The sequence below is a fragment of the Janibacter sp. UYMM211 genome, from assembly GCF_040547045.1.
Taxonomy (GTDB): domain Bacteria; phylum Actinomycetota; class Actinomycetes; order Actinomycetales; family Dermatophilaceae; genus Marihabitans; species Marihabitans melonis.
The window spans coordinates 649,018-666,311 of record NZ_JBEPOY010000001.1 but is presented as its reverse complement, the minus strand read 5'-3'; the positions used below and the strand labels follow the sequence as shown (position 1 = coordinate 666,311).

12 protein-coding genes are annotated in these 17,294 nt (G+C 73.2%); 1 reads left to right on the top strand and 11 read right to left on the bottom strand.

All coding sequences use genetic code 11. The annotated features are described in order from the left end of the window. Positions 1–49: 49 nt before the first annotated feature. The 9 genes from ABIB53_RS02970 to ABIB53_RS02930 all read right to left on the bottom strand — a co-directional run bounded on the left by ABIB53_RS02970 (position 50) and on the right by ABIB53_RS02930 (position 13,171). Positions 50–1,069, bottom strand: a complete 1,020-nt coding sequence (locus tag ABIB53_RS02970) for a glycosyltransferase family 4 protein (protein WP_354587064.1) — start codon at positions 1,067–1,069, stop codon at positions 50–52. Continuing rightward, positions 1,069–1,839, bottom strand: a complete 771-nt coding sequence (locus ABIB53_RS02965; RefSeq protein ID WP_354587063.1) for a polysaccharide deacetylase family protein — start codon at positions 1,837–1,839, stop codon at positions 1,069–1,071. The genes ABIB53_RS02970 and ABIB53_RS02965 overlap by 1 nt, the downstream gene beginning before the upstream one ends. Beyond that, a complete protein-coding gene (locus ABIB53_RS02960; protein ID WP_354587062.1) occupies positions 1,836–3,818 on the bottom strand; it encodes an O-antigen ligase family protein in 1,983 nt (660 codons plus the stop codon). The genes ABIB53_RS02965 and ABIB53_RS02960 overlap by 4 nt, the downstream gene beginning before the upstream one ends. Then, the gene (locus tag ABIB53_RS02955; protein ID WP_354587061.1) at positions 3,815–5,227 is read right to left on the bottom strand and encodes an oligosaccharide flippase family protein; all 1,413 of its coding nucleotides are present in this window, start codon (positions 5,225–5,227) and stop codon (positions 3,815–3,817) included. Before ABIB53_RS02955 ends, ABIB53_RS02960 begins: the two co-directional genes overlap by 4 nt. A 23-nt stretch (positions 5,228–5,250) precedes the next feature. Beyond that, entirely contained in the window at positions 5,251–7,350 is a 2,100-nt protein-coding gene (locus tag ABIB53_RS02950; RefSeq protein ID WP_354587060.1) for a glycosyltransferase, read from the bottom strand. Then, positions 7,340–8,791: a sugar transferase gene (locus ABIB53_RS02945; RefSeq protein ID WP_354587059.1), complete on the bottom strand. Its 1,452-nt coding sequence runs from the start codon at positions 8,789–8,791 to the stop codon at positions 7,340–7,342. The genes ABIB53_RS02950 and ABIB53_RS02945 overlap by 11 nt, the downstream gene beginning before the upstream one ends. Continuing rightward, on the bottom strand, positions 8,788–10,029 hold the full coding sequence (locus tag ABIB53_RS02940) for a GNAT family N-acetyltransferase (RefSeq protein WP_354587058.1): 1,242 nt from the start codon (positions 10,027–10,029) through the stop codon (positions 8,788–8,790). Before ABIB53_RS02940 ends, ABIB53_RS02945 begins: the two co-directional genes overlap by 4 nt. Positions 10,030–10,155: 126 nt before the next feature. After that, entirely contained in the window at positions 10,156–11,526 is a 1,371-nt protein-coding gene (locus tag ABIB53_RS02935; RefSeq protein WP_354587057.1) for a glycoside hydrolase 5 family protein, read from the bottom strand. A gap of 205 nt (positions 11,527–11,731) precedes the next feature. Then, positions 11,732–13,171 (bottom strand): HNH endonuclease signature motif containing protein, encoded by a 1,440-nt coding sequence (locus ABIB53_RS02930; RefSeq protein ID WP_354587056.1) that lies wholly within the window; start codon positions 13,169–13,171, stop codon positions 11,732–11,734. A gap of 314 nt (positions 13,172–13,485) precedes the next feature. Between ABIB53_RS02930 and ABIB53_RS02925 the strand changes: the two genes are divergently transcribed. Then, positions 13,486–14,760: a choice-of-anchor P family protein gene (locus ABIB53_RS02925; protein ID WP_354587055.1), complete on the top strand. Its 1,275-nt coding sequence runs from the start codon at positions 13,486–13,488 to the stop codon at positions 14,758–14,760. A gap of 60 nt (positions 14,761–14,820) precedes the next feature. On the opposite strand, the gene ABIB53_RS02920 is transcribed toward ABIB53_RS02925, so the two are convergent. Together ABIB53_RS02920 and cysD are read right to left on the bottom strand one after the other, a co-directional pair. Further along, positions 14,821–16,224, bottom strand: coding sequence for a sulfate adenylyltransferase subunit 1 (locus ABIB53_RS02920; protein WP_354587054.1), 1,404 nt, complete (start codon positions 16,222–16,224; stop codon positions 14,821–14,823). Continuing rightward, on the bottom strand, positions 16,224–17,138 hold the full coding sequence (gene cysD, locus ABIB53_RS02915; RefSeq protein ID WP_354587053.1) for a sulfate adenylyltransferase subunit CysD: 915 nt from the start codon (positions 17,136–17,138) through the stop codon (positions 16,224–16,226). Before cysD ends, ABIB53_RS02920 begins: the two co-directional genes overlap by 1 nt. Between the last annotated feature and the right edge of the window lie 156 nt (positions 17,139–17,294).

Below are 17,294 nucleotides of genomic sequence, written 5' to 3'. Positions count from 1 at the left end.
CTTCGCTCCCTGAGGTGCGAGCGCCAACGAGCCTCGAAGGGCGAGTCCCTCAGCCGTAGAGATCGGTGAGACGCGCCCGCTGCACGGCGGGGTCCATCGACGCGAGGAGGTCGCGGCCACCGGCGACCGCGGCCTGCCAGGCCTCGCCCCCGCGCAGCACCTCGAGCACGCGGGTCGTCGCGTCCTCGGGACCGGCGACCCGCACGAGCGGCGTCCCGGCGAAGGCCGAGATGTCGCGCACGAGCACCGGCAGCCCGCACGCGGCGGCGTCGAGCACGCTGAGCGGGAAGCCCTCGTACGCGGCGCTGTGCAGGTAGACCCCGGCGTCGCGCAGGGCGGCGGTGAGCTCGTCGGCCTGCAGCCACCCGGTGACCTCCACCCCGGCCGCGCGCAGCCGCGCCGCGAGGCGGGCGTCGTCGGGGCTCCCGAGCCAGCGCACCGACACCCCGGGGTCGAGCTCGCGCAGCCGGGTGGCGACGGCGACGAGGTACTCGGGGTCCTTCTGCGCGCTGACCCGCCCCGACATGACGACGGTGCGCGGCGGCGGCCCCGTGCGGCCCGGGTCGGTGACGACCGGGGCCGGTCGGGCCAGGCTCGGCACGTTGGGCACGAGCACCTTCGCGGCCGAGGGGGTGAGCCGCGCGGCGAGGGCGCGCTCCTCCTCCGACAGCACGACGACGGTGTCGGTGCGCGGGCCGAGCGCGCGCTCGACGAGGGCGACGGCGGCCCGGGCGGGAGCGGGCAGCGCCGGGTCGAGCAGCTTGTAGGCGTGCGGCTGGTAGAGCACGCGGGCGTCGAGACCGGTGAGGCGGGCGTAGACCCCGGCCCGGCTCGAGTGGGCGTGGACGATCTCGCTGCCGGTCCGCGCGACGCTCTCGCGCACCGCCCGCACCCGCTGGGGCAGCCCGCGGGGCAGCGGGTGCGTGCTCGCGAAGCCCACCCCGCTCGGGTCGTCCTCGCCGGCCCACAGCAGGTGGTGCTCGTGCTCGGGCGTCAGCGACACGACGGTGTCGATGGCCCGCCCGACGCCGGTGCTGTAGCAGTCGGTGACGTGGAGGATCCGGCGCATCACGACCTCGCCGCGTGGCCGAGGACTCGGTGAGCGGCGCGGCGCACCGCGGGTGCGGAGCCGAGGGCCCGCCGGGCGAGCGGGTAGACCCGGCTCAGCTTGAGCTCGAAGGTCCGCGCGGTGTCCGTCGCGTTGACGTCGACCCGGGGGATCGCGAGGCGCCCCGCCCCGTCGTACGTCGCGAGCGCGCACGCGAAGCCCGCGGCGGCGACTGCCTCTCGCGCGGCCGCGTCGTGGTGGCCGAAGGGGTAGGCGAAGGTCGCGACACGCTCGCCGACGAGCGAGTGCAGCTCGTCGCGAGCACGGACCGTGCACTGCTCGAGCTGCTCGGTGCTCATGCCCGGCATCGACTCGTGCGCCCACCCGTGGCACCCCAGGGCGACACCGGCCGCGGACAGCTCGCGCATCTGCGCGGCCGTCATGAGACGCGACTCCGGCGGCATCCCGGGCAGCGGCGCCTGCCCGTCGAGCCCCGGCGAGACGTAGCAGATCGCGCTCATGCCGCGTCGTGCGAGCTGTGGCGCGGCCCGCTCGAGCACGGAGACGTAGCCGTCGTCGAAGGTGACGAGCACCGAGCGCCGCGGGGTCGGCGCCCCGTCGAGCGCGGCGAGGTAGCCCGCCTCGTCGAGCACCGTCCAGCCGCGCGCGGCGAGGTGGTCGAGCTGGGCGGCGAAGGCCGCCTCGGGCACGTAGAGGTTGTCCGGGTCCGACGCCGCAGGGACCTCGCCGATGCCGTGGTACATGAGCACCAGCGGCGTGCGCCCGCTCATCGCTGCCGCCGCAGCAGCCACAGCCCGACGGCGAGCACGAGGATCGCCGACAGGCCGCACGCGAGGAGCAGCGGCTTCGGCGGGGTGACCCGGGTGTGGTCGGGGCTGGCCGTCGACAACGTCGTCGCGACGACCTGCGGGTCCTCCTCGGCCCGGGCCTCGGCGCTGCGCGCGATCCGGTCGGCGAGGTCGCTCGCCTCCTGCGGGTCGTCGGAGCGGGCGGCGATGCGCACGGTCGTTGTCTCCGGGTCGACCGTCGCCTCCGCGGTGCTCGTCGCGGGGATGCCGAGCTCGTCGACGAGCTCGTCGACCGCGGCCTCGTCGGACAGGGCGACCGAGTACTGCTGGGCGATGAGCTTGAGCTCGTCGGGCCCGGTCGTCGCCTGGCCCTCGCTCGCCGCCTCGCTGCGCAGCCCGACGACGGCGGTCGCCTCGTGCTGGGTCGGCAGGTAGTACAACCCGGCGACGAGACCCGCCGAGGCGAGGACGGCCAGCACGGTCGGCAGCAGCCAGGCCCGGCGGCGCCGGACCGGGGTCGGGTCGACGACCCGCTCGGGGGCGCGCTCGACGACCCGCTCGACGACCCGCTCAGGTGCGTGGTCAGTGGTCTCGGAGATGGGCGCGGCCTGGTCGTGGGCGCGCGTGGTCCTGGGGGTCACGGTGGGCCTCTCAGCTCGAGGTCGAAGGGGTCGGTGGACGTGGACCGCGGCGCCGGCGAGGAGCCAGGCGGTCGCGGTGAGGCCGGGGTTGCGCCACGGCATGTCGATGAGGCCGTGGACGGCGGCGCCGGCGAGACCGGCGAGCGGCGCGGCCACGAGCCACGAGGTGGTGCTCGTGGCGGCTCGCCAGAGCCCGTGCAGGAGCACGAGGGCGAGGGCGACGAGGACGAGGGCGCCGACAGCGCCGGTCTCGCTGAGCACGGTGAGCACGAGGCTGTGCGCGTGCAGCGGGGGCTCGAGGGTGAGGGCGGAGTCGGTGCGCGTCGCCCAGGTCTCGAGCCCCCCGGCCCCGACCCCGGTCACGGGTCGGTGCGCCGCGGCGTCGAGGGCCAGCTCCCAGATCTGCGGGCGGTGGTCGTCGGGGGAGCGCGACGGGTCGCCGAGCGAGCCGATGCGCGACAGGACGACCGCCGCTGGTCCGGTCGTGCCGAGCAGCGCGAGACCGAGCACGACCGTGCTCACCCCGCCGAGGGCGATGGCGACGGCGGGCACGAGCCGGGGGAGCACGAGGACGAGCACGGCTGTCGCGGCCGCGGCGCCCATCCACGCCCCGCGCGACAGGCTGAGCGCGAGCGCGGCGAGCACCGGCACGACGGCGAGGCCGAGGAGCGCGCGGGCCGCCCGGCTGCGCGGGCGTGCGGCGAGGGCGACGCACACGGGCAGCAGGAGCACGACGTAGGCACCGAGCTCGTTGGGCTGGGCGAAGGGGCCCTGCGCCCGGCCGTCGACGACGGACCCGCCGGCCCGGCTGGTCAGCCCGCCGAGGTCCGTGGTCGCCTGGGCGCTTACGACGAGGAGCGAGACGACGAGCGACCCGAGCACCGCCGCGCGCCGGCGCGGGGTCAGGGTCGCCAGGGCCGCGGCGCACGCCCACCCGAGGGCGCTCGCCACCGTGAGCACGGCCGAGCGCATCGGGTCGACGGCGGTGGGGACGGCGACGGCCTGGGCGAGCGGGATGCCCGCGGCGACGACGACGAGCGGGGGCAGGGCGAGCCGCCGCGTGTCGACGACACGCAGCCCCCACAGCACGGCGACGAGCAGGCTGACCGGCAGCACGAGCCCCGGCGCCCACGGTGCGCCGAGGGCGAGGACGACGAGCGCTCCGGTGATCGCGTCGGGCAGGGCGTACGGCGCTGCCGGGCCGACGGCACCGAGTGCACCGGCGGCCCGGTCGGTCGGCACCTCGCGACCGCCCCCGGCCACCGAGCCCTGCGACGTCGCCCCGGCCACCGGCCCCGGACGCGTCGCGACGGTGCTCATGACGCCCCCGACGTGAGCACCGAGCGCACGAGGTCATGGGTGGGTCGGTCCCAGCGCCGGCTCGCCAGCCACCACAGCCCGACGTAGACGACCCCGCCGACGAGCGCGGCGAGCACGACGTGCACCGGGAGCAGCATCGTCGCGCCGGCGATCACAGCCGCCCCGGTGCACACGACGAGCGCCCGGCGCACGTGCACCGGCGCCACCCGTCGGCGCAGGGCGATGACCACGACGACCGCCTGCACGGCGTACGCGGCGGTGGTCGCCGCCGCGGCCGCCGCCGGCCCGTAGAGGGGGATGAGCGCGACGTCGAGCGCGACGTTCGTCACGAGGGCGAGGGTGCTCGCGAGCAGCACGGCCGGGTCCGGCCGCAGGGCGAGCAGGGCGATGAGCGCCACCTGCGCGACCCCGAAGAAGAGCGGCGCCGGGGCGAGCCACAGGATGATCGCCCGCGACCCGAAGTCCTCGCCGAAGAGCAGCGCGACGAGCTCCTCGCCCCGGGTGAGCAGCAGCGCGGTGTACGGCAGGTACACCGCGGTGACGACGACGAGCGCCGTCGCGACCGTCCGCGAGCGCTCCACCGCCCGCAGCGAGGTGTCGGCCAGGGCCGGCAGGATGACGCGCGCAATCGACCAGCTGATGAAGAGCACGGTCTCGAGCAGGCGGTAGGCCGCCGTGTAGTAGCCGACGGCCACGGTGCCCGCGAGCCAGGCGATGATGACGACGTCGATGCGGAAGAGCGCCATCGAGACGAGGTCGTTGAGCCCCGTCACCCGCACCGCGACCACGTAGTCGCGCACGTGCCCCCGCGTCACGGCCGCGGGCGACGGCCGCACGTCGGCCCGCACCCGCGCGACGAGCGCCATGAGCACCACCCCGACGACCGACGCCGCGAGGTAGCCCACCGCCGCCCCCGTGATGCCCCCGCCGAGCTCGACCGCGGCGACGACGAGCCCGAGCGCGAGGAAGCGCTGGACGACGAGGACCACCGCCGGACCGCCCTGCACGTGCCGCGCGCTCGCCGCCGAGCGGAAGGCCTCGGTCACCCCGTCGCAGCACGCCGCCGCGACGAGGGCGAGGGTGACGTGCCAGCGCACGTCGTCGGCGACGGCGAGCGGCAGCACGACCGCGCTGAGCACGACGACCGCCGCTGCGAGCGAGAGCCGCACGGCGAGCAGCGAGGACAGCCGCGCGGACAGGCTCGGCGGATCGCCGCCCGTGAGCTGGACGAGACGCTGGTCGAGCCCGAGCGTCGTCGCCGATGCGAGGAGCAGCCCGAGACCGAGACCGAAGGAGAAGGCGCCGAAGTCGGCCACCCCGAGCGCCCGGGCGAGCAGCCCGAGCATGAGCAGGGTCGCCAGCTTGCCGAGCACCTCGCCGACGCTGAGCGTCACGGCTGCCCGGGTCATCCGACGTGCCTCTGCCTGTCGGGTCACGCGTCCCCGTCCGGGGGGTGGCGCAGGCCGTCGACCGCGCCGAGGACCTTCGCCCCGTCACGCAGCGCGCTCACCGGCGCGACGAGCAGGGTGGTGCGCACCGGCTGCGGCCCGTGGGCCGCGCGCAGGGCGGGGACGCTGAGGTAGATCGCGCCCGCGGCCAGCGCGAGCCCCCGCGCGGCACCACCGCGCGCGACGAGCGCGACCCCGACCGGGTAGGCGAGGGCGCGCACCGCGTCACGGGCGAGGAGCAGCGCGTCGCGCGAGTGCCCCGACCCCTGCCCGTAGCGGTAGTACATCCGCAGCGTGCTGCGCAGGGTCGGGCGCTGCTCCCACGTGACGAGCGCGTCGGTGACGAGCACCGCCGGCCGACGCTGCGCGACCGCCCGACCGAAGGTCACGTCCTCACCGGTCGCGAGGTGCTCGGGGAAGCCGCCGACCTCGCGCCACGCGTCCCGGTGCAGCGCCATCGAGCGCCCGGTCGGCATCGTCGGGTCGAAGGCGCGCCCGAAGAGCCGCCCGTGCAGCCGCGTGAGCGGCGTCGGGTGCGTCGACTCCTCGACGACGGGGTACCCGGTGACGGCGAGCGCGCGCTGCAGCGGCGTCGTCGCGGTGACGTCGTAGACCCCGGTGAGCAGCGCACCCGGGTGGTCCGCGGCCGCCCGGCGAAGGGAGGTCAGCCACCCCGTCGCCGGCTCGCAGCCGACGTCGGTGCACGCGACGAGGTCGTGCCGGGCGCGCTCGATGCCGATGTTGCGCCCGGCCGAGATGCCCGCGCCGGGCGAGACGACGACGGTGACCCGCGGGTCCTCCTGCGCGTGCGCCCGGGCGACGTCGACGGTCGCGTCGCGCGACCCGCCGTCGACGACGACGACCTCGTCGTCCGGCCCGAGCTGGGGGCGCAGCTGGTCGAGCAGCGTGCCCAGCCCCTCGGCCTCGCCGAGGACGGTGGTGATGACCGAGACCGGGGGACCGTCGACGCGGCCCGCACCGGGACGAAGGGCGACCGCCGCCAGGTGGCGCTCGAGAGCCTCGGCAGCGGCCTGCGGGTCCTCGCCCGCGACGACCTCCCGACCGGCAGCGCCCACCCGGGCGCGGACGGCGGCGTCAGTCAGCCCGACGAGCGCGGCGGCCACGGCCGCCGGGTCGCCGGCGGGCACGGCGAGGCAGCCCTCGCCGAGGGTCTGCTCGAGCGGCGGGGTCGCGAGGACCGGCACGCCGCACGCGAGCGCCTCGTGCGCCGCCATGCTGTGCGACTCGCCCGTCACCCGGGCGTCGCGGTCGGCGCGGGTGAGCACGGCCAGCGCGTCGTGCGCGGCGAGGAGCGAGCCGATGCCGTCGACCGGGTCGTGCAGGTGCACCCGCCCGGCGACCCCGAGGCCCTCCGCGAGAGCGACGAGCCGCCCGCGCTCGCCCGGGTACGCCGCGTCGGCCACCCCGTAGACGTGCAGGGCCCACCCGCCGACCTGCGCGAGCGCCCGGATCGCGTCGTCGACCCCCTTGTACGGCGCGAGCCGGGTCGCCATCGCGACCCGGAGCAGCCCGTCGTCGACCAGCCCGAGCCGGGCCGTCGCCTCGGCGCGACCCACCGCGCCCGTCGGCAGCGGCGGCGGCACGACGAGACCCGCCGGCCGACCGGTCGTCAGCCGCTGCGCCGAGCTCACCCGGCCGTCGACGAGCGTGTCGAGCAGCCGCACGAGCCCGCCCTCGAAGGAGTCGTCGTGGCGCACCCACGCCGAGCGCGTCCCCGACATCGCCCCGGCGGCTGCGGCGACGAGCCCGGCCTTGACCCCGTGCCCGAGCACGAGGTCCGGACGGCTGCGACGCAACTGCGCGGCCACCCGAGCGACGGTGCGGGGCGCCCCCTTCGCCCGGGCGCCCGTGGGCACGACCGTGACGGGCACGCCGAAGCGGCGCCACTGCGCGGCCGCGTCGCCCTCGGCGAGCGCGACGACCTCGAGGTCGACGCGCGAGCCGGCGGCGGCGAGCCGCTCCTGCCAGATCTCGGCGCCCCCACGGGTGGCCGAGGGCAGCACGACGCACACCCGCAGGCGCGTGCCCTGGGTCTCCTGGGTGACGGCGGCCTCAGCGACCATGACGACCGATGACGCTGCGGACTGTCCTGACGATGATCTTCACGTCCTCCCACATCGACCAGTTGTCGATGTAGCTGTTGTCGAAGCTGGCTCGGTCGGAGATCGAGGTGTCGCCGCGCAGCCCGTTGACCGCCGCGTACCCGGTGAGCCCGACGGGCACCCGGTGGCGGTCCTCGTACCCGGGGTAGAGGTCGGCGTACTGCTCGACGAAGTGCGGACGCTCGGGTCGCGGCCCGACGATGCTCATGTCCCCGCGCAGCACGTTGACCAGCTGGGGCAGCTCGTCGACCGAGCTCGCCCGGATAAAGCGCCCGACCGGTCCGACCCGGTCGTCGTGCGCGATGCTCCACGTCGTCTCCGCCTCACGGCTGGCGGTGGGCTTGAGCGAGGTGAACTTGTACAGCACGAAGGGGTGACCGTCGCGCCCGATGCGCTCCTGGCGGAAGATCACGCCCCGCCCGATCTCGAGGCGCACCGCGAGGGCGACGACGAGCAGGAGCGGCGAGAGCACGAGCAGGGCGGTGCCGGCGACGACGACGTCGAAGGCCCGCTTGGCCCACCACCCGGGCCCGCTGAGCGGACCGGGCGTCACCGGCAGCACCGGGATGTCCCACAGCTGGTCGCTCACCCGCCCGCCGCGCAGCCGCAGGCTGTACCCGGCCGGCACGGTGAGCACCTTGAGCCGGCGTGGCAGCCGCCGCAGCGAGTGCGCGAGCCGCCACTCCGGCGCGCTCGCGTCGGTGAGGATCACCGCGTCGATCCGGCGCCGCTGCACGACGTCGGTGAGGTCGGAGACCCCGCCGAGCACCTCGACCTCCGGGGTCGCCGGCTCGCCGTCCGCCACCGCCCCCGCGATGACGACGCCCTCACCGGGGTGGGACTCGATGCGCTCGATGAGCTGCGTCGCCCTGTCGTCCTCGCCGACGACGAGCACCCGGGTCTGGCGCGCCGGGTGCCCCCCGACCCACCAGCGCAGCCCGGCGTAGACGAGCCCGCGCCCGAGCGGCAGCGCGATCGCGAGCTCGAGCAGGACGGCCCGCAGCCGGTCCGGGGTGGGCTCGCCGACGAGCAGCGGCAGCACCGCCGCGGCCCCGACGCCGACCGCGCCGGCCACGAGGATCCACGGCAGCTCGTCGAGCACGCTGTTGTGGAAGCGCCGGCGGTACAGGCCCGCCCAGCTGCCGATGGCGAGGATGCCGAGCGCCAGCCCGATCGCCGAGAGCCACTGGTCGGGGTGCGCCACGAGCGCGAAGACCGGCACCGCGAGATCGGCCGCGACGAGCAGCGCGAGCACGGTGACGTCGACCGCCCGCATCCACCCGCGCCGGCGCCGCGAGCGGATCCGCTCGGCCGCGACCCGAGCCGCCGGCACCGGGGCCGACACCGCCGTGGCGCCGCCGCCACCCCCGCCGACGAGCTCGCGCTCGCCGCCGCGCTTCACGACACGTCCCGGTGTGCTGCGCTCCCACCCGTGACGGCGGGGCGGCGGGCGCGGGCCCAGGTCTGGGCGCGGCGCCCGGCGTGCACGGCCCGTGCGACAGCGGGGGAGTGGTCGCGGGCGGCGCGCAGCGCCGACCGGGCACCCTCGACCGCCGCGGCACGCTGCTGCTCCAGCCGCGCCAGCGCCGGGTGCGACCACAGCACGATGGCCTCGGAGTCGATGTCCTGCGTGCGCAGCGAGCGCTTGAAGTTCGTCAGCCCCCGACCGAGGTCGACCCCGACGATGCTGGGGTCGGCGTGCCAGGCCTGCAGGGCGTGCCCGTGCAGGATGACGCCCGGCGAGAGGTCCTCGGCGTCGGGGTGGATCCGCCCGTCGACGAGCCGGATCATGTTGCCGTCGCGCGCCGCGAGCAGGTAGGCCCCGAGCATCCCGTCGACGTGCAGCTGCCACAGCTCGAGCACGCCGCGCGCGGCGAGGCTCTCGGAGAGCTCGACGTGGGCGGCCCGCTGGCGGGTGTCGGCGAGCGAGTCGCTGCGCCCCAGCTCTAGCTCGCGCTCGAGACGCAGGTCGAGGGTCGCCGGCAGCGCGGCGAGCACCTCGCTCGCCTCGGTGGCACGGGTCACCGACCAGTCGCGCCCGCTCTCGTCGGCCCGGCGCTGCGCGGTACGGGTGCGCTGGCGCGTCTTCTTCGCCGCCCACGTGCGCTCGGTGCGCTCGGTCGGCCAGATCACCTGCGGGGTCGGGTCGTCCGCCGTGGTCTGTGCGAAGGGGGAGAGCCGTGCCAGCTCGGCGACCACCGGGTCGCCGACGGGCAGCAGCTCGAGCTCGCAGCGCCATGCTGTGTGCCCGGCGAGCAGGTCGTGGATGCCCCCGGCGAGCGCTCGGGTGGCCTCGTCGTCGAGGGCCACGAGGCGCTGGTGGTCGAGGGTGGCATGCCCGGCAAGCCGGGCAGAGACGAGGGACCCGACCGGGGTCCGGCGCACGCGCACCTCGAGCAGCGCGGCCGCGACGGGCGCGCCCGTCTCGTCCTCGACGAGCACGACGGTGACGTCCTGCCCGACGGTCCGGGCCCACGCGAGCAGGTCGCGCGCGTGGGTGCGCAGGGGGACCCCGGCGAGGTCGTGGAGCCGGGCGACCGGCTCACCGAGCTCGGCGAGATCACCCGTGCGCACCGTCGGCGGTGTCGGCGCGTGCGCCGTCGCGCGCGCGGCCTCCGTCGTGCCTAGACCTGCCCCCATGACCCAGCCCCCTACGGCTCGTTACCCCCGAGTAATCCAAGGTGCATCGTGCCATGAGGGTGATCCTTCAATCACCGTTTGTCCAGGGTTGGTCAGCAAATCGTCAAGAGATGGTCAAGAAGCGCGTCAGGAGGAGGCCACCGCCTTGAGCCGGGCGAGGGCCGGCTTCGGGGTGAGATCGGCCCGCATGAGGCCGTACCCGTCCTCGTAGGGGTTGCCGCCGGTGCGGTCCCGCTCGCGGAACCAGATGATGCCCTTGACGTAGGGATAGGTGCTGCGGGTGAGCGCCACCGTCTCCTCGAGGAAGTCGGCCTGAGTGGCCTCGCTCACCGCCCGCTGCCAGGGCTGCGGGTTGGGGATCTGCCCGGTCGACCAGCCGAGCTCGGTGAACCAGATGGGCTTGGCCGCGTCGCCCTGGGCGACCATGACGGCGCGCACGTCACGCACCCGGGTCACGCCCCAGGGAGCCCCGCCGTCGCGGGATGGGGAGAAGTCCGAGGGCGCCGAGTACGGGTGGGTCGCGAGGATGTCGAAGCACCCCTTCGCCCCGGCCGTGTAGGTCTTCTTGACGAAGGCCGCGTCGTTGTACTGCAGCCCGCCGTAGACGACGGGGCTCGTGTCGGCCTTCTTGACCTCGGTGTAGGCCGAGCAGAGCATCTTCGTGTACGCGACCGGGTCGGCCGTGGTGAAGAAGTCGGGGTGGTTCTGCTCGTTCCACATCTCCCACGCGTCGACCGTGTGGCCCCACCGCTTGGCGGCCCAGCCGGCCGCGCGGCCGTAGGCGGTCGGGTAGCGCGGTGCGTAGCGCTCGCCCTTGCCGTAGCTGGCCCAGTCGGGCGTGAGCCAGAAGGTCACCATGGCCTTGAGGCCCCGGTCCTCGACCTCCTTGAGCACGGTGTCGACGAAGGGGACTCCCCACTGCATGTCGTACTGCTGGTGCTTGGGCTCGATCATCGCCCAGGAGACGTCGATGCGGACCCACTCGGAGCCGTTGGCGACGAGCTGGTCGAGGACCTTCGCGCGCATCGCCGGCGTCTGGTCCGACCACATGCCGTGGTACTGCACGCCGAGGGCTGGTCGGGGGTTCGTCGTGCCGGCCGCGGGGGCGGAGATGACGGCGGGCGAAGGGGATGTCGCCGTCGGCTTGGCGGTTGGTTTCGGGGTGCTCGTGGACTTGGGCTTGGCGGTCGGCTTCGGCGTGCTCGTCGGCTTCGGCTTCGCGGTGGTCTTCGGCTTCGCGGTGCTCTTGGGCTTTGCGGTCGTCTTGGGCTTGCTCGTCGGTGCGGGCTTGGCGGTGCTCTTCGGCTTGGCGGTGGTCTTGGGCTTGCTGGTGCCCGTCGGTGCGGGGGTGGGCTTCGACCCGGCAGCTGTCGAGGACGAGGCCTCGGCGTGTGGCGCTGCGGTGGTCGCCGTGACGACCAGTCCGGCGGCGGCGACGGCGGCGACGAGACCGGCCGTTCGACGCAGCAGATGGGCGGGGGTAGGGGGTTGCGTCATTCGCACAGCACGCTCCTCAGCGCGAGGCGGGCGGGGGGGGCAGGCCACACCGAGGGGGCGACGGGGCCTGTGCGAGAAAGGTATTGGCGCACATGTGACCCACGGCACCGTCTGTCGAGTCTCAGTTCAGATGCGTTTCGGCGTCGAAACGATCACGTGCCGGGACCCGACCCGCATAATCCCGACCCGCGCACCGCCGGCCCGCTCACGTGCGCCGATGAAAGCGGATCGTCACGGTGTCGTCGGGTGCGCGGTGGGTGGTGTGCTGCCAGTCGGGTCCGTCGATCATGCGGTGGTGGTAGCCGCATAGGGGGATGGCGTTGAGCAGGTCGGTCAGCCCGCCGTCTCGCCAGGCGTGGAGGTGATGGATCTCGGTCCACGCGAAAGGCCGTTCGCACCCGTGCGCGGCGCAGGTGTCGTAGCGCAGGGACAGGGCGAGGGCTTGGGCTTCGGTGAAGAGGCGCTTCTGGCGGGCGAGGTCGAGGGGCTGTGAGGGCCCGCCGAGGACGACGGGGATGATCCCGGCGGCGCAGGCCATGCGACGGATGGTGCCGGCGTCGAGGTGGTCGCCGGCGTCGGTGCTCCCGGCACGGCGCAGGTCGCCGGTGAGGTCGTCGAGTCGGGTGGTGACCAGGAGGGTGGCGGCGACCTTGCGGGAGAGGTGGTCGGTGGGGATCCGGCTGAGGAGGTCGGCGAAGGCCAGGCCGCGGCGGTGCTGCCAGTCGAGCTCGTCGACGCGGGTGTCGCCGGTGAGGCGCGCGAGGTCGCTGGGTTCGGTGATCACGGCGTCCGAACCGGGCTGGGTGCGGCGGCGGGGTGCGGTCATGGCGTCGATGACCTTGCCGAGGATGGCGCCGGCGGCCCAGGGGACGGTGAAGTGCCCGGTCATGGTGCCGTCGTGGTTGTCGCGGATCCAGAAGGCCGACTCGTCGCGGGCGTGGGCTTCTTCGGCGGCGAGGACGCCATCCTCGTGGGCGTCGACGACGTCCTCGTCGGGTTCGACGGCTTCGAGGACGCGCCTGGCGGCGATCCGCAGCTTGGCCGGTGCTCGGTTGACCGCGAGCAGCAGCAGCTCGGCCTCGCAGGCGTGGCGCTGCTCGGGGGTGAGGGTGTCGGGCAGGTCGGCCATGGCGTTGGTGATGACGCGGGCGTGGTCGGCGCTGATCCGCCCGTCGTCGAGGGCGGCGGCGGTGCGGGCCAGCTCGGCCTGCGGCGGTGCCGACGGGGTGCTGGGGGAGACGGAGCCGACGAGGGTGAGGCCGATCGGGGTCTGATCAGGGGAGTCATCCGGGGGCGGCGTGCTGGGTGCGGTCAGGGCGGTGGCGAGGCGCACGTCTCGTGAGGCGGGGCGTCGGTCGCCGTTGGTGGACTGGGCGACCCAGGCCCCGGTGTCGGTGTGCCCGGTGCGCTCAGCGACCCGCACGGTGTCCGCGCGGGCGACCAGGCGCAGCCGTGCGGCCTCGACGCGTCGGGCCAGGCGCTCGACCTCGACGAGATCAGCACGCAGCGCCCGCCCAGCGGTGCGCTGGTCGGCGGCGATCGCCTCTTGGAGGCTGTCGATGACGGCGTGGGCCTGGTCGAGCAGGGCTGGCACGCGGCTCTGGCCCGGGGTGCCCGGGTCGAGGAGCTGCGGCATCGTCGCCATGACCCCATGCTATCGAACAGGTGTTCGAACAGTCGATAGGTTGTCGACGAACGGTCAGTCGGTGGTTGAGGTGTGAGGAGCTCTGCGACGAGCCTCGAAACCAACGCAGCCTTCGTTGATCGAGGTGCGAAGAGCCCTATGGCTCGGGCCTCGGAATGACCTCTGAGGACGAGCTCAGAGCGCGTCTTGACCAAGTCTTTAAGACCTTCAGACGGAACCCTGAAGTTTGCACCGTGCGGACCGCATGACTGGCGTCACTACCCTCTCGCGTGTCAGCCCTGCTGACGTGGCAGGGACTCAGAGAAGGGGCTCTCATGAGGATTGCAGGGGTATTCATCACCATCGGCGCGACGGTTGTGCTTGCAGCGCCACCGGCTACGGCGGCGCCAGCGAGCACTGCGCGTGAGGTGGCCGCGAGCACGACGAAACCGGGCGTGGCCTACTCGGGCGTCGCCTACGGCTCCCAGGTCAACCTGCTCAACGGGAAGGTGACGTCCGGGGCGACGGCCAAGGCCTCGGTGGGCTGCACTCGGCAGGGAGGGCTGAGCAGCACGGGGTCCATCGCTGGCATCTCGATCCCTGTAGTCGGCAAGACCGGTGCCGTCACGACGCTGGCGAGGACGACCGAGACCAGCACCTACAAGCGCACCAACACCCAGTCGCAAGTCGGCAAGGTCAACCTGCTCGGCGGCAGGATCACCGCCGACGCGATCAAGACGAACTCGTCGGCCTACGCCAAGTCGGACGGCACTCGCAGCGGGGTCAACACGATGACCTTCACCAATCTCAAGATCGGTGGCAGGAGCATCTCGGCGAACGTCGCCAAGAACTCCAAGATCACCATCGCGGGTGTCGCCGACGTCACCGTCAATCAGCAGTCGCGCACCAAGAGTTCCACCGGGGCGTACACGGCGAAGACAACAGGCCTCATCATCAAGGTCCTGCCCGGTAACCCTCTCGGTCTCGCGACAGGGTCGACCATCCAGATCGCGTCGGCAACGGCGGCGGTCCAGGACCTCCCGGACAACCTCTTCTACTCCGGCACCGGGTTCAGCACCCGGGTCCGGGCCTTGAATGGGGCCGTGACCTCGAGTCCGACCGCCTTGCAGAACCTGCCCTGCGGTGGCGGCACGAGAACCACTGATGTCGCTGCCGTCAACATCCCGCTGCTCGCCAGCTCTGGTACGACGACGACCACGGCGGTCGGCAAGACCGATACCTCTCGCACCTACTCCAGGGTGACGAACACGACCGCATCGCCTCGTGTGCTCGGCGGCCTCATCTCCGCCGACGCGATCAAGGCGGAGACGACGACCTCGCGCTCACGGTCGACCGGCCAGTTCTACCGGTCGAACACCTCGACCTTCGCCGGGCTGAAGATCGGCGGCAAGTCTGTCGCGAGCGCCAACCTCAAGCCGAACTCAGTCGTCAACGTGCCTGGGGTCGCGAGGGTGACGATCAACAAGCAGGTCACCGGCACGAAGAGCATCACCGTCACGATGCTCCACGTCGAGCTCCTCCAAGGAGTCGCTGGGCTGCCAACCGGCTCTGTCGTCGAGGTGGGATACAGCAGCACTGGTCTGAAGTAGAGCGACTGAAGACGCAAGGGGTCTCGGCTGCGGCGGGACCCCTTGCGTCTTCCAAGGGCGTTAGATTGCGTAGTCCTCGCCGTGCGTACCCGAGATCATCCCGGCGCCCACGGTCGCACCGGTGGCGGGGTCGATGAGGATGAAGGACCCGGTCGACCGGATGTCGGCATATGGGTCGACGACGAGCGGCTGAGCGAGCCGCAGCGTCACCGAGCCGATCTCGTTGAGCTCGAGCGTGCTCGCGTCACGGTCGCGCTCGAGCGAGTTGATGTCGAGGCGAGAGCTCACGCCCTGCACGACGGCGCGCACGGTACGGGTCGTGTGCTTGAGGAGCAGCTTCTGACGCTCGTGCAGCTCGCCCGTCGCCATCCACGACACGGTGGCCGTCAGCTCTCGCGTCACCTCGGGCTCGTGCTCACCGGCCCCGGCGACGAGGTCGCCGCGCGAGACGTCGACGTCGTCCGCGAGCCGGAGCACGACGGACTGCGAGGTCACGGCCTGCTCGAGCTCTTCGCCGAGGACGTCTATGCCGGCGATCGTCGTCCGCATGCCGCTCGGCAGCACGACGACCTGCTGCCCGACCTCGAAGGTCCCCGCCTCCACTCGCCCGGCATACCCGCGGTAGTCCCGGTACTCACCCTGCTGAGGTCGGATGACGTACTGCACGGGGAAACGTGACGGCACGCCCCCTTCGCTGCCGAGGTCCGACGCCGTCTCGACGGTCTCGAGGTGGTCGAGCAGGCTGCCCCCGCTGTGCCACGGCATCGCGTCACTGGGGGTGACGACGTTGTCGCCGGCGAGGGCGCTGATGGGGAAGGCGCTCGTTGTCGGCACGTCGAGGCGGCCGGCGAAGTCCTCGAACTCGTCGCGGATCTGCGTGAAGACCGACTCGTCGTAGCCGACGAGATCCATCTTGTTGACGACGAGCGTGATGTGCGGGACCTGGAGCAGCGACAGGAGCACGGTGTGCCGGCGTGACTGCTCCGTGATGCCGTGACGGGCGTCGACGAGGACGAGCCCGAGGTCGGCCGTCGAGGCGCCGGTCACCATGTTCCGCGTGTACTGGGCGTGCCCGGGGGTGTCGGCGAGGATGAACTTGCGACGCGGCGTCGAGAAGTACCGGTACGCGACGTCGATCGTGATGCCCTGCTCACGCTCGCTGCGCAGGCCGTCTGTGAGCAGCGCGAGGTCGGTGTGGTCGTGACCCTTCGCGCGGCTCGTCGCCTCGACCGCCTCGAGCTGGTCCTCGAAGATCGCCTTGCTGTCGAGCAGCAGCCGTCCGATGAGCGTGGACTTGCCGTCGTCGACGGACCCGGCCGTCGCGACCCGCAGGATCCCGAGGTCCGCTTGGTCGTTGAGGTGCGACGAGCTCTGCGAGGAGCCTCGAAGCGGCCGGGCGTCGCCCTGCTCGTCGAGGTGTGAGGAGCCTCGAGGCGACGTGACGCTCTCGATGTCGATACCCATCAGAAGTAGCCCTCCTTCTTGCGGTCCTCCATGGCAGCCTCGCTGAAGCGGTCGTCGCCACGGGTGGCGCCGCGCTCGGTGAGCCGCGCGATGGAGATCTCGTCGATGATCTGCTCGACGGTGGCGGCGTCGGACTCGACGCACCCGGTCAGGGTGAGATCGCCGACGGTGCGGAAGCGGACTTGCCGCTCGGTGGCCTCCTCGCCGGGGCGAAGGGGGTTGTGCTCGCTCTCCGTCAGCAGCATCCCGTCGCGCTCGAAGACCCGACGACGGTGCGAGTAGTAGATCTCGGGGATGTCGAGGTCCTCGCGAGCGATGTACTGCCAGATGTCGAGCTCGGTCCAGTTCGACAGCGGGAAGACCCGCATGTGCTCGCCCTCGTGGATCCGGCCGTTGTAGAGCGACCACAGCTCGGGGCGCTGGTTCTTCGGGTCCCACTGACCGAAGTCGTCGCGGTGGCTGTAGATCCGCTCCTTGGCGCGGGCCTTCTCCTCGTCGCGCCGGCCGCCGCCGAAAGCTGCGGTGTACCCGCGCTCCTCGATGGCGTTGAGCAGCGTGCCGATCTGCAGGCGGTTGCGCGAGGTCTTGCCGTCGTCGACGACCGTGCCGTCGGCGATGGCCTCCTCGACGGAGGCGACGTGCAGCTCGACGCCAAGACGCTCGACCCAGCGGTCGCGGGTGGCGAGGACCTCGGGGAAGTCGTAGCCGGTGTCGACCTGCAGCAGCCCGAAGGGGATCCGGGCGGGCGCGAAGGCGCGCTCGGCCAGCCGGAGCATGACGATCGAGTCCTTGCCGCCGGAGAACATCAGGACGGGTCGCTCGAACTCCGCGGCAACCTCACGGATGATGTGGATCGACTCGGACTCGAGCACGTCGAGGTGCGTCAGCGCACGCGGGGGAGCGGTGGGGGGCACGAAGGGAGACCTCTCTGGGGACGACTCCCGAAGCATAACGACGCGTTATGCCAGCCCAAACTCGTGCTCAGGTGTTGGATGCCGGCGACGCGCACAGCGTGAGGACGATTCACGCCGCAGCATCCAGGTCGGGCAGAATGCCCGGCATGGGATGGG

Excerpts from the sequence above, each read along its gene's own strand:
- ABIB53_RS02970 (WP_354587064.1), bottom strand. The coding sequence starts at position 1,069 with ATGCGCCGGATCCTCCACGTCACCGACTGCTACAGCACCGGCGTCGGG.
- ABIB53_RS02965 (WP_354587063.1), bottom strand. The coding sequence starts at position 1,839 with ATGAGCGGGCGCACGCCGCTGGTGCTCATGTACCACGGCATCGGCGAG.
- ABIB53_RS02960 (WP_354587062.1), bottom strand. The coding sequence starts at position 3,818 with ATGAGCACCGTCGCGACGCGTCCGGGGCCGGTGGCCGGGGCGACGTCG.
- ABIB53_RS02955 (WP_354587061.1), bottom strand. The coding sequence starts at position 5,227 with ATGACCCGGGCAGCCGTGACGCTCAGCGTCGGCGAGGTGCTCGGCAAG.
- ABIB53_RS02950 (WP_354587060.1), bottom strand. The coding sequence starts at position 7,350 with ATGGTCGCTGAGGCCGCCGTCACCCAGGAGACCCAGGGCACGCGCCTG.
- ABIB53_RS02940 (WP_354587058.1), bottom strand. The coding sequence starts at position 10,029 with ATGGGGGCAGGTCTAGGCACGACGGAGGCCGCGCGCGCGACGGCGCAC.
- ABIB53_RS02935 (WP_354587057.1), bottom strand. The coding sequence starts at position 11,526 with ATGACGCAACCCCCTACCCCCGCCCATCTGCTGCGTCGAACGGCCGGT.
- ABIB53_RS02930 (WP_354587056.1), bottom strand. The coding sequence starts at position 13,171 with ATGGCGACGATGCCGCAGCTCCTCGACCCGGGCACCCCGGGCCAGAGC.
- ABIB53_RS02925 (WP_354587055.1), top strand. The coding sequence starts at position 13,486 with ATGAGGATTGCAGGGGTATTCATCACCATCGGCGCGACGGTTGTGCTT.
- ABIB53_RS02920 (WP_354587054.1), bottom strand. The coding sequence starts at position 16,224 with ATGGGTATCGACATCGAGAGCGTCACGTCGCCTCGAGGCTCCTCACAC.